The sequence below is a fragment of the Limnohabitans sp. genome (assembly GCF_017848645.1).
GTDB lineage: Bacteria > Pseudomonadota > Gammaproteobacteria > Burkholderiales > Burkholderiaceae_C > Limnohabitans_A.
The window spans coordinates 1-14,777 of record NZ_JAFEIF010000062.1 but is presented as its reverse complement, the minus strand read 5'-3'; the positions used below and the strand labels follow the sequence as shown (position 1 = coordinate 14,777).

At 63.1% G+C, this 14,777-nt stretch carries 10 protein-coding genes, 1 pseudogene and 1 riboswitch; of the genes and pseudogenes, 7 read left to right on the top strand and 4 right to left on the bottom strand.

The window, feature by feature from the left end; translation table 11 throughout:
- Window positions 1-32 precede the first annotated feature (32 nt).
- The 6 genes from QZ190_RS13750 (at window position 33) to QZ190_RS13725 (ending at window position 6,015) form a co-directional block, all read left to right on the top strand.
- Window positions 33-1,091, top strand: a complete 1,059-nt coding sequence (locus QZ190_RS13750; RefSeq protein WP_291917244.1) for a phosphotransferase — start codon at window positions 33-35, stop codon at window positions 1,089-1,091.
- 2 nt (window positions 1,092-1,093) lie between these two features.
- Entirely contained in the window at window positions 1,094-1,807 is a 714-nt protein-coding gene (locus QZ190_RS13745) for a 16S rRNA (uracil(1498)-N(3))-methyltransferase (protein WP_291917242.1), read from the top strand.
- Between the two features lie 75 nt (window positions 1,808-1,882).
- Window positions 1,883-1,974: riboswitch (S-adenosyl-L-homocysteine riboswitch) on the top strand.
- A gap of 81 nt (window positions 1,975-2,055) precedes the next feature.
- Window positions 2,056-3,489 carry an adenosylhomocysteinase gene (gene ahcY, locus QZ190_RS13740; protein ID WP_291917240.1) on the top strand — a complete coding sequence of 478 codons (1,434 nt, stop codon included), beginning with the start codon at window positions 2,056-2,058 and terminating at the stop codon, window positions 3,487-3,489.
- A 9-nt stretch (window positions 3,490-3,498) separates the two neighbouring features.
- Window positions 3,499-4,347, top strand: a complete 849-nt coding sequence (locus QZ190_RS13735) for a TlyA family RNA methyltransferase (protein ID WP_291917239.1) — start codon at window positions 3,499-3,501, stop codon at window positions 4,345-4,347.
- Window positions 4,348-4,365: 18 nt separating this feature from the next.
- A complete protein-coding gene (gene metF / locus QZ190_RS13730) occupies window positions 4,366-5,211 on the top strand; it encodes a methylenetetrahydrofolate reductase [NAD(P)H] (protein WP_291917237.1) in 846 nt (281 codons plus the stop codon).
- Between the two features lie 9 nt (window positions 5,212-5,220).
- Window positions 5,221-6,015: an HAD-IIB family hydrolase gene (locus tag QZ190_RS13725; RefSeq protein ID WP_291917235.1), complete on the top strand. Its 795-nt coding sequence runs from the start codon at window positions 5,221-5,223 to the stop codon at window positions 6,013-6,015.
- Window positions 6,016-6,024: 9 nt separating this feature from the next.
- On the opposite strand, the gene wbaP is transcribed toward QZ190_RS13725, so the two are convergent.
- Both wbaP and QZ190_RS13715 read right to left on the bottom strand, forming a co-directional pair.
- Complete coding sequence (gene wbaP / locus QZ190_RS13720; RefSeq protein WP_291917233.1) at window positions 6,025-7,509, bottom strand: undecaprenyl-phosphate galactose phosphotransferase WbaP; 1,485 nt, start codon at window positions 7,507-7,509, stop codon at window positions 6,025-6,027.
- Complete coding sequence (locus QZ190_RS13715) at window positions 7,506-8,453, bottom strand: glycosyltransferase (RefSeq protein WP_291917231.1); 948 nt, start codon at window positions 8,451-8,453, stop codon at window positions 7,506-7,508. The genes wbaP and QZ190_RS13715 overlap by 4 nt, the downstream gene beginning before the upstream one ends.
- Before the next feature lie 149 nt (window positions 8,454-8,602).
- On the opposite strand from QZ190_RS13715, the gene QZ190_RS13710 reads away from it, so the two are divergent.
- Window positions 8,603-9,790 (top strand): class I SAM-dependent methyltransferase, encoded by a 1,188-nt coding sequence (locus QZ190_RS13710; protein WP_291917228.1) that lies wholly within the window; start codon window positions 8,603-8,605, stop codon window positions 9,788-9,790.
- 37 nt (window positions 9,791-9,827) lie between these two features.
- Here QZ190_RS13710 and QZ190_RS13705 read toward each other — a convergent pair whose 3' ends face one another.
- The gene (locus QZ190_RS13705) at window positions 9,828-11,510 is read right to left on the bottom strand and encodes a ShlB/FhaC/HecB family hemolysin secretion/activation protein (protein WP_291917226.1); all 1,683 of its coding nucleotides are present in this window, start codon (window positions 11,508-11,510) and stop codon (window positions 9,828-9,830) included.
- Between the two features lie 150 nt (window positions 11,511-11,660).
- Window positions 11,661-14,591, bottom strand: a pseudogene (locus QZ190_RS13700) (excinuclease ABC subunit UvrA); the annotation flags it as partial.
- Window positions 14,592-14,777 lie beyond the last annotated feature (186 nt).

The window sequence follows — 14,777 nt, the reverse complement described above, 5'->3', positions numbered from 1 at the left end:
CTTCAGCCCCCAGCCCCAACCCAGACAACAGCGTGAGCTGGGCCGATCCGGCCCGGCAGGCGCTTTTTGACCGCTGGATGTCCGGTTTGGCCACCTCAAAGGGTCTTTTGCCCGACAGTTTGCGCGTGGCCTCGGCCGATGCCAGCTTTCGTCGCTACCTGCGGGTCGACACGGTGCAGGGCGACAGCCGCATCGTCATGGACGCACCACCCGACAAGGAAAACTCCGAGCCCTTTGTGCGCATTGCCGCCTTGATGAAGGCCGCTGGTCTGAATGCCCCCGAAGTGCTGGACTGGCACGAAGCCCACGGCTTCATGCTGTTAACCGACCTGGGCGATGCCACCATGATGTCGGCCATCGACCCTGAGCGCCCCCAGGCCAACCACGGCCTGTACATGCAGGCGGTGGACACGCTGGTGCAGTGGCAACTGGCCTCGCGCCCCGGCGTGCTGCCACCCTATGACGCCGCACTCCTTAACCGAGAGCTGAGCCTCTTCCCCGATTGGTATTTGGCCCAGCACCGTGGCGTGCAGCTGCAAGGCGCGCAGCGTGAGGTGTTCGACAAGGCCTTTGCCCTGATCGTGCAGCGCAACCTGGCCGCGCCCAGTGTGTATGTGCACCGCGACTTCATGCCGCGCAATTTGATGATGCCTTGTGGCAGCAGTGCACAACTGGGCGTGCTGGATTTCCAGGACGCGGTCTACGGCCCCATCAGCTACGACATCGCCAGCCTGATGCGCGACGCCTTCCTCACCTGGGACGAAGACTTTGTGCTCGACATCACCATCCGCTATTGGGAAAAAGCACGCAAGGCCGGGCTGATGGACTTTGAAGACTGGCACAGCGACTTTGGCGCGTTTTACCGCGCCGTCGAGTGGATGGGCCTGCAACGCCACCTGAAAGTGGCCGGCATCTTTGCCCGCCTGACCTTGCGCGACGGCAAGCCCAAATACCTGGCCGATGCGCCGCGCTTCCTCCATTACATCCGCACCACCTGCGACCGTTACCGAGATCTGGGCCCGCTGCTGAAATTGATCGACGAGATAGAAGGCACCACGCCCCAGGTCGGTTTTGCCTACGGGCGCATGTGAGCATGCCGCGCTTTTACTGCCCCACCCCATTGGCCACAGGCCTGCCCTTGAGCCTGCCTGCAGGCGCTGCCCGCCATGTGCAAGTGCTGCGCCTGCAGCCGGGCGGTGTGATTACCTTGTTCAACGGTGAGGGCGGTGAGTTTGACGCCACCGTCACCCGCATGGGCCGCAGCGATGTGGAGGTGGAGGTGGGCGCACACCGCGCCGTAGAGCGCGAAGCAGCCCGCGCCGTGCACCTTCTGGCGGGCATCACCGCCAACGAGCGCATGGACTGGCTGGTCGAAAAAGCCACCGAGCTGGGTGTGGCCAGCATCACGCCCTTGGTGGCTGAGCGCAGCGTGCTCAAGCTCAAAGGCGAACGCGCCGAGAAAAAATTGGCGCACTGGCAGGGCGTGGCCGTGGCCGCAGCCGAGCAGTGCGGCCGCAACCGGGTGCCCACAGTGCACCCGGCTGTGACACTGGCCGAATGGGTGAAAAAAGCCCCACCGGGCGAGTGCTGGGTGCTGTCGCTGTCCGATGGCACACGGCCTTTGGCACACGTGCACAACGCCGTGCAAAGCCCAACACCGGTCACAGTGCTCAGCGGCCCCGAGGGCGGCCTGAGCCCTGCAGAAGAGTCGGCAGCCCTGGCCGCAGGCTTTGTGCCGGTGAGCCTGGGGCCACGCGTGTTGCGGGCCGAAACCGCGCCCTTGGCGGTGTTGGCCTTGTGCGCCTGAGCCTGAGGCTTCAAGGTTCGCTCTGCAAAAGGCCTGATCGCCCCTTGGGAACCGACTGACTGCTGTAGAATGCGCCATTCCGAGGAGCGTTGCAGCGCCCACCAGCCATCCGGCTGGCAGCAGGCGTGAGGCTCGGAACCTTCAAACAGCAACGACGCTCATCCACTTGACGTGCGGTGAGCCTGTATTCAATTTCAGTGCTTTCATCCACGCATGTGGCTTATTCACATTGCTTTGGAGCTTTTCTCATGAATGCACGTATGCCTTCCACCGTCAACGCTGACTGCGTGATCGCCGACATCGGCCTGGCCGATTGGGGCCGCAAAGAAATCAAAATCGCCGAGACCGAAATGCCCGGCCTGATGGCCATTCGCGAAGAGTTCAACAAGGCCCAGCCCTTGAAGGGCGCACGCATCACCGGCTCGCTGCACATGACCATCCAGACGGCCGTGCTGATCGAGACCCTGCAAGCCTTGGGCGCCGACGTGCGCTGGGCTTCTTGCAACATCTTCTCGACCCAAGACCACGCCGCTGCAGCGATTGCTGCCAAGGGCACACCCGTGTTCGCCATCAAGGGCGAAACCCTGGCCGATTACTGGGACTACACCCACCGCATTTTTGACTTTGGCCCCGCAGGCACGCCCGGTGAAGGCCCCAACATGATTCTGGACGACGGCGGCGACGCCACGCTGCTCATGCACCTGGGCAAGCGCGCCGAAACCGACGCCTCTTTGATCGCCAACCCCACCAGCGAAGAAGAGACTTGCCTGTTCAACGCCATCAAGGCCAAGCTGGCCGTGGACCCGACCTGGTACAGCCGCAAGGGTGCCCAGATCATCGGCGTGACCGAAGAGACCACCACTGGCGTGTTGCGCCTGAACGAAATGGCCGCCAAGGGCAGCCTGATGTTCCGCGCCATCAACGTGAACGACTCGGTGACCAAGAGCAAGTTCGACAACCTGTATGGCTGCCGCGAGTCTTTGGTGGACTCCATCAAGCGCGCCACCGACGTGATGATCGCCGGCAAAGTGGCCGTGGTCGCCGGTTACGGTGACGTGGGCAAGGGTTCGGCCCAAGCCCTGCGCGCCCTGAGCGCCCAAGTGTGGGTGACCGAAATCGATCCGATCAACGCCCTGCAAGCCGCGATGGAAGGCTTCAAGGTCGTGACCATGGAATACGCCGCTGACAAGTGCGACATCTTCGTGTCGGCCACCGGCAACAAGAACGTGATCCGCTACGAGCACATGGCCGCCATGAAAGACGAAGCCATCGTTTGCAACATCGGTCACTTTGACAACGAGATCGACGTCGCCTCGTTGGAGAAGTGCCAGTGGGACGAGATCAAGCCCCAGGTCGACCACGTCATCTTCCCCGATGGCAAGAAGATCACTTTGCTGGCCAAAGGCCGCTTGGTGAACCTGGGCTGCGCCACCGGCCACCCCAGCTTCGTGATGTCGTCTTCGTTTGCCAACCAGACGATTGCCCAGATCGAGTTGTTCACCAAACAAGACCAGTACGAATCCGGCAAAGTCTATGTGTTGCCCAAGCACCTCGACGAGAAGGTCGCACGTTTGCACCTGAAGAAAGTCGGCGCGATGCTGACCGAACTCAGCGACGAGCAAGCGTCTTACATCGGTGTGTCCAAAAACGGCCCGTACAAAGCCGACACTTACCGTTATTAAAAACCACGCATGCGCATTGACCAACTTCTCGTCGAGCGCGGCCTGGCCGCTTCTCGCTCCCAGGCTCAGCGACTGATCGCCGGGGGCGTGCAGTGGCAGCGGCCCGACGGGACTTGGCGTGCCATTGTCAAAAATCGCGACGAGGTGCCCGAGAGTGCTGCCCTGCAGCTGCTTGACGACGCCGAGTCGCGCTACGTCTCACGGGGCGGCTTGAAGCTCGAAGGGGCCTTGAAGGCCACGGGCGTGCAGGTGGACGGCTTGCGCTGTCTGGATGTGGGCCAGAGCACAGGTGGCTTCACCGACTGTTTGCTGCAGCACGGCGCGGCCGAGGTGGTGGGCATTGACGTGGGCCATGCCCAGGTGCACCCACGCATCAGCCAAGATGAACGGGTGGTCTGCATCGAAGGGGTGAATGCCCGCGAGTTGGAGCCTGGAGACGAACGCATTCCCTATGCGCTGGAAGGTTTTGATCTGATGGTGGGCGATGTGTCCTTCATTTCGCTCACGCTGGTCTTGCCGGGTGTTGTGCATTTGCTCAAACCCACGGGCCAGTTGCTCATGCTTGTCAAACCCCAGTTCGAGCTGCAACCGGGCCAGGTGGGCAAGGGGGGTATCGTGAAAGACGACACGCATTTCCCCTTCATCGAAAACCGTGTGCGCACGGCCTTGGCGGAGTTGGGCATGAAAGTCACCGGCTGGCTGAGCAGCCCGATTGAGGGCGGCGACGGCAACCGCGAATTTTTTGTGCAGGCCTGCTGGCCTGACCCGGCGGCGGTTTGGCCCGCACGCGAGGCCACGCGTGTGGCGCACGAGGCCGATCTGGCCGCCAAGGCCTATGCCAAGGCCAACGACTATTGAATGTTTGAAGGTGTTGTGATGTCTGGTTTGAAGCTGCCCATCAGCCTGGAATTTTTTCCGCCCAAAACGCCCGAAGGCGCTGAGAAACTGCGCGGCGTGCGCGAGAAGCTCTACACCCTGAAGCCCGAGTTTTGCTCGGTGACCTACGGCGCTGGCGGTTCCACCCAAGAGGGCACGTTTGCCACCGTGTGCGCGATCCAGGCCGAAGGCGTGGCCGCCGCCTCGCACTTTTCGTGCATTGGCGCGACCAAGGCTTCGGTGCGTGCCGAGCTGGCCACGCTCAAGGCCATGGGCGTGCAGCGCCTGGTGGCTTTGCGCGGCGACTTGCCCAGCGGCTACGGCGCGGGCGGTGAGTTCCACTACGCCAGCGACCTGGTGAGCTTCATCCGCGCCGAGACCGGTGACGATTTCCACATCGAAGTGGCGGCCTACCCCGAGATCCACCCACAAGCCAAGTCGCCCGAAGCCGACTTGCAGGCGTTTGCCACCAAGGTCAAAGCCGGGGCCAATTCGGCCATCACACAATACTTCTACAACAGCGACGCGTATTTCCGCTTTGTGGACGACGCCTACAAATTGGGCGTGGATGTGCCCGTGGTGCCGGGCATCATGCCCATCACCAGCTCCTCGCAGTTGCTGCGTTTTTCGGACGCCTGCGGGGCCGAAATTCCGCGCTGGATCCGGCTGCGCCTGCAGGCCTATGGCGACGATGTGGAGTCGATCAAGGCCTTTGGCCTGGATGTGGTGAGTGACCTGTGCGAGCAGCTCATCAACGGCGGCGTGCCCGCCATCCACTTCTACACCATGAACCAGAGCGCGCCCACGCTGGCCGTCATCCAGCGGCTGAACGCGCTGACCTACTGACGCACTTGGATGCTGGACCTGTCGCATTGGCAGCGCCCACCCCAGCCTTGGTTGGGCGTGTTCACCGACATCGATGACACCCTGACCACCGAGGGCGCGATCACGGCCGACGCCTTGCAGGCGCTGGCCGAGCTCAAGCGAGCTGGCCTCATGGTCATTCCCATCACCGGACGGCCCATGGGCTGGAGCCGCGATTTTGCCCAAGCCTGGCCCGTGGATGCGCTGGTCGCCGAAAACGGGGCTGCGGCCTGGCTGCCCCAAGCCAACGGCACACCTCAGGCCATTTACCAGCAAAGCGCGGCCGAGCGCTCTACCAACTGGACACGCATGCAAGAGGTGGCCGCTCGCATCGTGCGCGAGGTGCCCGGCGCCGCGCTGGCCCAGGACAGTGCCGGGCGGGAAACCGACATCGCGATCGACCACAGCGAATTCACGCATTTGCCCGCTGCGGCCATTGACGAGGTGGTGCGCATCATGCGCAGCGCCGGCATGGTGGCCACCGTCAGCAGCATCCACATCAACGGCTGGTTTGGCAACCACCACAAGTTGAGCGGGGCACGCTGGATTTTGCGCGAACTGTGCGCACGCCCGCTGGACCAGGAGTGGCAGCAATGGGTTTATGTGGGTGACTCCACCAATGACCAAGTGATGTTTGAACACTTCCCCACCAGCGTGGGCGTGGCCAACATCGCCCGCTTCCTGCCGCAATTGCGTTTCAAGCCCCGTTTTGTGACGCAACAAGCCCGTGGCGCTGGTTTTGCCGAGCTAGCGCAGCGGCTGCTCGCGAACGCGCCACGCGGCTGATCCCCTGGCTCAGTAAGCACCCTGGCGCGACAAGACCACCGAAACGGTCTTGAACAAGATCACCAGGTCGTGCCACAGCGACCAGTTTTTGACATACCAGCTGTCCAGGTACACCCGCGTGTCGTAGTCCACATCGTTGCGCCCGCTGACTTGCCACAAGCCGGTCATGCCGGGGCGCACCATCAGGTAATAACCCACCTGATCGCCATAACGCGGCAATTCGCTGCGCACCACGGGCCGAGGCCCCACCAGACTCATCTCACCCCGAATCACATTGAGCAGTTGGGGCAATTCGTCCAGGCTGGTGCGCCGCAACAAACGCCCCAGGGGGCTGATGCGCGGGTCTGAGCGCAGCTTGTGCTCTTGCTGCCATTGCTTGCGCAGTTCGGGCTGCCGCTGCAGCAATTGCTCCAGCTGCTTCTCGGCATCGACCACCATGGTGCGGAACTTGTAACAATTGAAGACTCGGCCTTTTTTGCCGATGCGCGGGTGTGCAAACAAGGCCGGGCCGCCATCGCGCCGAATGGCCCAAGCCACCAGCAAAAAGCCCAGGCTGAGCAGCACCAGCAGCATGAGCGCAGCCAAGGTGTCAAACAGCCTTTTGGTCAGCCTTGCCGGCCACCTGCGCAAGTTGTTGCGCATGCGCAGCAAGGCCACTTCGTGTGAGAAAAAGTGCGACATGTCCGTGCCGTGCAAAGGCACGCCCCGCATGGCCGGGATGACACTGATGTCCGGCGCGCCCCATTGGGCCAATTGCCGCAGCCATTGCTCGCGCTGCTCGGATTGGGCATGCTCGAGCGCAATGACCCACTGAATGCCCGGCGCTTTCGCATAAGGTGCCATGTCCAGCGCGCGCAAGCGGGGGTAGGTCTGGTCCGATGCCTGGCCTGCAGCGCCCCCGGCGTCAACAAAGCCCTGCACCGCAAATCCCAATTCAGGCTGGCTGTTCAGGGCCAGGGCCGCCTCCTCGGCGTTGGGGCCAATGCCGATGATGACCGTGGGCCGGTACCAGAGCGAAAATTTCTTGAGGATCTGGCGCGTCACATGGCGCATCAGCACCAGCATGAGCAAGGCCAACAACCAAGACAGCAGCCACCACAGGCGCGAGGCATTCCAGCGGGTCATGGCCACCAGGGCCATGTCCATCAGGGCGAGCACGCTCACCAGTCGAAAAAAGTCACCCAGCTCGTCCCACACAGGTCGGCGATCGCTGTAGTGCTGGTAGCGGGTCAAGAGCAAGACCAGACCCAGCAAGCCGATCAAGCCCCAGGCCCAAAAGCGCTGGCCGTCCTGCCCGGCCCACCAGACTTTGAACATCACCCCGGGCGGCGCCACCACGGCGGCCGCCAGCCACAAAGACAGCAAGAAGGCCGAAGCCATGGCCAAAGCGTCGCCCAGCAAAATGGCCAGCTTGGACAGCCGCACCTGCATCAGGCTCAGGTGGGCCACAGGCAGGTGCGAGGCCAGCGTGGCGGGTTTTTCGGGATGCTTCACGCCCAGAACCCTTTGTGCATGGACAGCTGTTTTTTGAGGGCCAAAGGCCAGCGCGTGTGCGTGCAACCCAAGCGGTAAGCCAACGCTTTGAGCGCCGTGCGCAGCAGCGCTTCGGGCAAGCGCCAAGGGGCGTTCCGAACCAAAAATCGGATTTCAGATTTCAGGAACCTGAGGCCCTCACGGCCCGCTTTGCCAAAGTCCCGGATCATCCAGTTTTCATCGTGGTGAAACACGCCCGTGTCAAAGTAGCGTGCAAATTCGCTGGTCAAAGAATAGTTATGCGAATGATAAACGAGTGCCTGCGCCTCGTAGCGAATCGCATGGCCCTTCTGTAACAGGCGCGCGGCCAGGTGCGTGTCTTCGCCCACAATCACGCGGCTCGAAAAGCCCCCCACCTCGCGCAGCGCCGACAAGCGGTAGGCCGCAAAGGCATTGGACAAAAAGCAGGCCTTGATGCCCAGACGTTCCTTGTCCGACCAGCGCCGGGTTTGGCTTTGCTCGGGGTAGTTGAAATGCCGGGCGTGCGCGGCAATGGCGCTGGCCTGCGGGTGCGGCACTTGGCGGCCATACACAGCGGCCACCTCGGGGTCTGCAAACCCGGACAACAAACGCCCGATGGCCTGCGGATCGGCCAACACCGCGTCCTGTGTGAGGAACACGACAAACTCGACCTCTGCGGGCAAGCGATCGATGCCCCATTGGCGGGTGCCGCCATGGTTGAAGTGCTTGCGCTCCACCGGATGAACCACCATGCCCGCCTGCGCGGTCTTGGCCAAACTGCCGTCGTTGGACTCCGAATCCAGCACCCAGCAATGTGCAGGTGTTGGTGTTTGCGCCTGCAAACTTGCCAAAAAATCAACCCACAAAGGGCCCGGATTGTAAGTGGGCACCAACACAGCCACATTTTCCGAAAAAGACGCAAGCGTCCTACTGGGAGCAGGCATGGGCGGGCGGGTCTGATTGGGTGTATCCACAGGCGCTATTTTGCCTGCACCCAAGTTACCGAAGAACGCGCAGGTTTTCGCGGCAGTCCGAGCAGCGACCGCTATGATGCAGCCTCTACAGCACACCGGTCACTGGGCCGCAATTTCTCATGACCCCACCGGCCCCCCTCACCTGGCAAGAAGATGGCCAAACCCGCAGCGCGCTGTGGGTGGCTGACCACGGGGCCCGCCCCCCCAGCAAGGTGATGGTGGTGGATGACACCCTGAACGCCGGCACCGCCTACCGCCTGGCCTGTGAAGGCACAGGTTTGTTGTGGCGTGGCGACTTTCAAAACGCCCGCCAGTTGCTGCAAGCGCTCAAACGCCGACTGGACCGCCCGGCACGCAAAAAACCAGTAAAAGTCAAAGCCAGTGACAACGCCCACCCGACCCCCTCCGTCTTCAATGCCCACCGCCAGGCGCAGTCTCAACGCGCCCGGGTGCTCGGCCAAATCCTGATCGAGCTGCAACCCGACTACAGCATCGCGCTGCGTCGGGCACCAGACGTTCAGGCGGCTTGCCAGCAGGCCTGGGGGCCCGCTGACGGTCAGCACCGCGTGGTGTCGCTGCGCAGCCTGCAAGGGGTGATCGGGTCTTTCGAGTGGCGCAAGAACGGGGTCGAAGTCCCCGCCCTCGGGGAAAATTTGCGCATCCACCCGCATTACGGCGTGTTTTCGCCCGTGCGCGGTGAATATGTGCAACTGGTGGCCAAAGCCCCTTGGCCTGAGGCGCTGAAGGCGCATTCGGTGGCTTTTGACATAGGGGTGGGCACTGGCGTGCTGTCGGCCTTGCTGGTCCGGCGGGGGGCCGCCCAGGTGGTGGGCAGCGACCTGTCTGAGCGCGCTTTGGCCTGTGCCCGCGACAACCTGCAGCGCCTGGGCCTGCAAAACCAGGTGCAATTGCTGCACACCGATTTGTTCCCGCCCGGCCTGGCCGCCCTGGTGGTGTGCAACCCGCCTTGGCTGCCCGCACGCGCAACCTCTTTGCTGGAGCAAGCCGTCTACGACGAAGGCAGTCAGATGCTCAAGGGCTTCTTGAGCGGCCTGCCCGCCCACCTGTACGAAGGCGGCGAAGGCTGGTTGATTCTGTCGGACCTGGCCGAGCACCTGGGCCTGCGCAGCCGCGAAGAATTGCTCAGCTGGATCGCGCAAGCGGGCCTGCAGGTGCTGGGTCGCATGGACGTGAAACCCGTGCACGGCAAAGCCAGCGACGAGACCGATCCGTTGCATGCCGCCCGGGCGGCCGAAGTCACCTCTTTGTGGCGACTGGGCGCAGCGGCCAACCCGCCAGTCAACTGAGCGGGCTACAAGGCATCGAGCAGCACCGGCCAGGCGCTCAGAACAGGTAACTCACCGACAGGTTCACGCGGCTGTTGCCGGGATGGGACTCGATGTTGCTCGGCACCCAGCCCGCATAGTCGCCCAGTCCTTTGGCCCAGGTCAGGGTGTAGTGCAGCTGGAAATAACGCCCTTGCAATTGCAGGCCCGCGCCTTGCAACGCATAACGGTTCAAAGCCGACGCATTCAGGGGTTTGGCCTGCGCCTGCACCTGCCCCCCGTCGTAGAAAGCCGTGACCGACAGCACAGGGCTGAGGGTCTGGGTCAGCTCCAGGCTGGCCAAAGCACCGTGGTCACCCACTCCGTCGGCGCTGGTGTAGGCCCTCACCCCGTTGGTGCCACCCAAAGTGATCTGGTTGTAGGAGTCCAGATTGCGGCTGGCCCATTGACCGCGCAGGCGGCCCGTCAGTCGCAAGGAGCCACTCGCGTTCAAAGGCGTTTGTGCCTTGAGCGCAAAACTGGCGCGGCTGTAAGTCCCTTGCTGCACCGCGGCACTGACCGGCTGCGGGTACTGCCCCAGCACCAGGCCGAACTCAGCCCGCAGGGGGTGGGGCGACAGGCGCTCGTTGTCCAGCACCAAACGCCCGCGCAGTTGACGGTCCTCGATGCTCGACAGCTGCGCGCCCGTGGCCTGCAAGCGGCTCTCGCTCTCGCGGCTGGCCAACTCCACATGCCCTTTGAAGACCAAGTCGCGGCTGCCCCCCAGGATGCGGCTCAGACCCAGACCCAGCTCGGTGGCCTCGCCCTCGGTGGCCGCGACGCCGTCCAGCACCGATTGGCTGCGCGAATGGGTGCCAAACACCGACCAGCGCGAGCCCAGTGCAGGCAACAGGCCTTCGTAATCAGCCCGCGCATAGGCCACGCCCTCGGAGGCTTGTGCCAGCAAGGACAGCTGCGACTTGACCGCTGGCATGCCCACGGTCATGGCCGCCAGCAACTGGGTTTGTCCGTATTGGCGCAGGCCATGGTTGTTCAACTGCACCACGCCCGAGGAGGTTTGGCCCGGCATGGCGATGGCGGGCGTGAGGGTGACCACCAGATCCAGCAACTCGGGGCCCACAGCGCGCAAGGTGGCCTCCAATTCGATGGGCAAATCGTGGCTGGCTGAGTCGAGCACCTGGTCCAGGGCCAAGGTGTCCAGCGGCAGTCCCGCCTTGAAAACCTGACCAATGCGGTTTTGCACGCGCTCCAGATAAGGGCTGGCCTGCGGGCTGTCGGGCACCAGCACACGCACAGCATTGATCTTGGGCTGCATGACCTGGATGTTCAGTTGCTGGCCACCGTTGACTTGCACCACTTCGGTTTTGGCATAAGCCATGAAGCCCTCTTGGGCCGCGCGGTCATAAAACCAGCCGTGAAACGCGCGGATCTCGTCCACCGACACCGCACGCCCGACGCGGCCTTGCCAATAACGGTCAATGGTGCGCGACAAAACCGAACTTTGCACCTGCACCGCCACCAGATGCGCCACGGGCGTGTTGGCCTCCAGGCCCAAGGTGTCCACGTAAACCACGGGCTTGGGCAACACACGTTCACGCAACTGCGCGCCCAACTGCTCCAGGTTTTTTTGAGCCGCCGCAGGGTCGGCTTGCGCCCAGGAAAGCGGGCTGCACAAAGCCCCACCCAGCATGGCCAAAGCCCCGGCGCGGCTGCGCCAATGCACCTTCAATTCATCACCCATGGCAAGCACTCCTGTCCATCCTCAAGCAAACATAAATCATATCGGGCCTTTACGCCCTCTGGCCCACAGACTTACCCCAGCCCCGGAATTGGCCAGACTTCAAGGCCTGGACACACGGCCACCCCTCAGCCCAGCCCTGTGGGCTGGGGATTAGACCCGCGCCAACACCGGCCCCAGCGCCACCCCCGTGTGGGTGCCCAGGCGCACCAGGGCTTCAGGCGTGGCAGCGGCCACGATGCGGCCGCCCGCATTGCCGCCTTCTGGCCCCAAGTCAATCACCCAGTCGGCTTCGGCGATCACATCCAGGTCGTGCTCGATCACGATCACGCTGTGACCGGCGTTGACCAAACGGTGCAGCACGCTGATGAGCTTGTCCACATCGGCCATGTGCAGGCCCACCGTGGGTTCGTCCAGCACATACAGCGTGTGCGGGGCTTTGTTGCCGCGCTTGCCCACTTCGTCGCGTACTTTGGTCAGCTCGGTCACGAGTTTGATGCGCTGGGCTTCGCCGCCACTGAGCGTGGGTGAAGGCTGGCCCAAGGTGAGGTAGCCCAAACCCACGTCTTTGAGCAACTGCAGCGGGTGCGCGATGCCGGGCATGCTGGCAAAAAAGTCCACCGCTTCGTCCACTTCCATCTGCAGCACGTCGCCAATGCTCTTGCCGCGCCACGTCACCGCCAGGGTCTCGGGGTTGAAGCGGGCACCTCGGCAGGTCTCGCAATGCACTTTCACGTCGGGCAAAAAGCTCATCTCGATGGTGCGCATGCCCTGGCCTTCGCAGCTGGGGCAGCGGCCTTCGCCGGTGTTGAAGCTGAAGCGCCCAGCCGCGTAGCCGCGCGCTTTGGCTTCCAGCGTTTCGGCAAACAGCTTGCGCACCGTGTCCCAAAACCCGATGTAGGTGGCGGGGCAGGAGCGCGGTGTTTTGCCGATCGGCGTTTGGTCCACTTCGAGCACGCGATCAATCGTCTCAAAGCCTTGCACATCGCTGCACGCGCTCAAGGCCACGCGCTGGCCAGCGTCTTGTGCGGTGCGGCCTGCGAAAGTTGAGCGCTGGCTGACCAGCGCCTGCACGTTGGCCAGCAACACATCTCGGGCCAGGGTGGACTTGCCGGAACCGCTCACGCCAGTCACAGCCACCAAACGCCTGAGGGGCACTTGCACATCGACTTGGCGCAGGTTGTGCAAGTTGGCCCCTGTGAGCGTGAGCCATTGGGGTGTGGGTGCTTCGGGTGTTTCAGCAATGGCTTCAGGCGTGGCCTTCTTTTTGCCTTTCGCTTTGGCGGTGGCCTTTGCTGCGGTGATCGCGGTTTCAGCGGCCGTCGGAATTTGCAAAGAATTGGGACCTGACCCCAATTGATTGAGTTCAGCACCCGCAGCTTCTGCGTGGGGCGATGGCGTGGGCGACGATTTTGGTGTACCCCCGCCGTATGAGGAGCCCACGGTATTGCCCCGCGCAGAGGCATCGACCACACGCCGAGCCTGCATCGGATGCCTCATCGCGTGCAGCAAATAGCGCCCGGTTTGCGAATCCGCAGAAGCCGTGATGTCGGCCACCGAGCCTTGCGCCACCAAGCGGCCACCACGCTTGCCCGCACTCGGGCCAATGTCAATGATGTGGTCGGCGCGGCGGATGGTGTCTTCGTCGTGCTCCACCACCACCAAGGTGTTGCCCTTGTCGCTCAGGCTTTGCAAAGCGTTGAGCAAAATCCGGTTGTCGCGGGCGTGCAGGCCAATGGTGGGCTCGTCCAGCACATAGCACACGCCCTGCAAGTTGCTGCCCAATTGCGCGGCCAGGCGAATGCGCTGCGCCTCGCCACCCGAGAGCGTGGGCGCACCCCGATCCAGCGTGAGGTAGCCCAGGCCCACTTCTTCCAAAAACTCCAGGCGGCTCTTGATCTCGGGCACCAGGTCGCGGGCGATGTCGGCGTCACGGCCAGTGAGTTGCAGCTTGTCTACCCAGTGCCGCACGTCGGTCACCGACAAACTGGCGATGTCGGTGATACGCCAGCCTTGGCCGGGTGCAACACCGAGCCGCACAGCGCGGGCTGTCGCGTTCAGTCGGGTGCCCTCACAGCTGGGGCAGGCCACATTGGCCAGGTCTTCGATCTCGGGTTCGGCAAAGGTTTGCTCACGGCCTTTGTCTTTGTCGTCACGTACCGAGTCGTCAAACACTTTGCGTTCGTCCTTGCTGAGCTTGACGCCCGTGCCCACGCAATCGGGGCACCAACCGTGTTTGCTGTTGTACGAGAACAAGCGCGGGTCCAGTTCGGCATACGAGGTGTCGCAGGCTGGGCAAGCCCGCAGCGTCGAAAACACCCGGTGCTGGCCGATGCGGGCGGTGGACTCGCCGCTGAACATGGCTTCGCGCAGGCCATCCAGATCGCTCAACACATGCACCACACCTTTGCCGTGCTCCAGGGTTTTGGCCAGCGCTTGGCGCAGCGCCGTCTCGTTGCTGGGCAGCACATCGAGGCTGGCCACGGGCAGCTCGATGTTGTGCTCTTTGAAGCGGTCGATGCGCGGAAAGCCTTGTGTGGGCAAAAAGTCGCCATCGACGCGCAAGTGCGTGTAGCCACGGGGCCGCGCCCAATCGGCCAGCTCGGTGTAAACACCTTTGCGGTTGACGACCAACGGGGCCAATAAACCAATGTGCTGACCGCGGAACTGCGTCATCAGCTGCGCGATGATGCTGTCGGGTGTTTGGGGCTGCACGGGGGTGTTGTCGTGCACGCAATGCTGAATGCCCAGCTTCACATAGAGCAAGCGCAAGAAATGCCAGACCTCGGTGGTCGTGCCCACGGTCGATTTGCGGCCACCGCGCGATAGCCGCTGCTCAATCGCCACGGTGGGCGGGATGCCGTACACCGCATCGACTTCGGGGCGGCCTGCGGGCTGCACGATGGCGCGGGCATAGGCGTTCAGACTTTCCAAATAACGGCGCTGACCTTCGTTGAACAGGATGTCAAATGCCAGCGTGGACTTGCCCGAACCGCTGACGCCCGTGACCACGTTGAAGCAGCCACGCGGGATGTTGACGCTCAGGTTTTTGAGGTTGTGCTCTTTGGCGTTGACGATCTGGATGTTGTTGTTCAACACAGGTGCGCGTTTGGCAGGCATTGAAGAAGACCCTGCGCCCTTGCGACCCGAAACGCGCGCCAGCGAGGCTGCGGTGTCAGAGGGTGACGATTTTGGCGTACCCCCGCCGTATGAGGAACCCGCTGACACCGCAGCCTCGCCCCCATAGACATCCAATCGCCCGCCCACAAC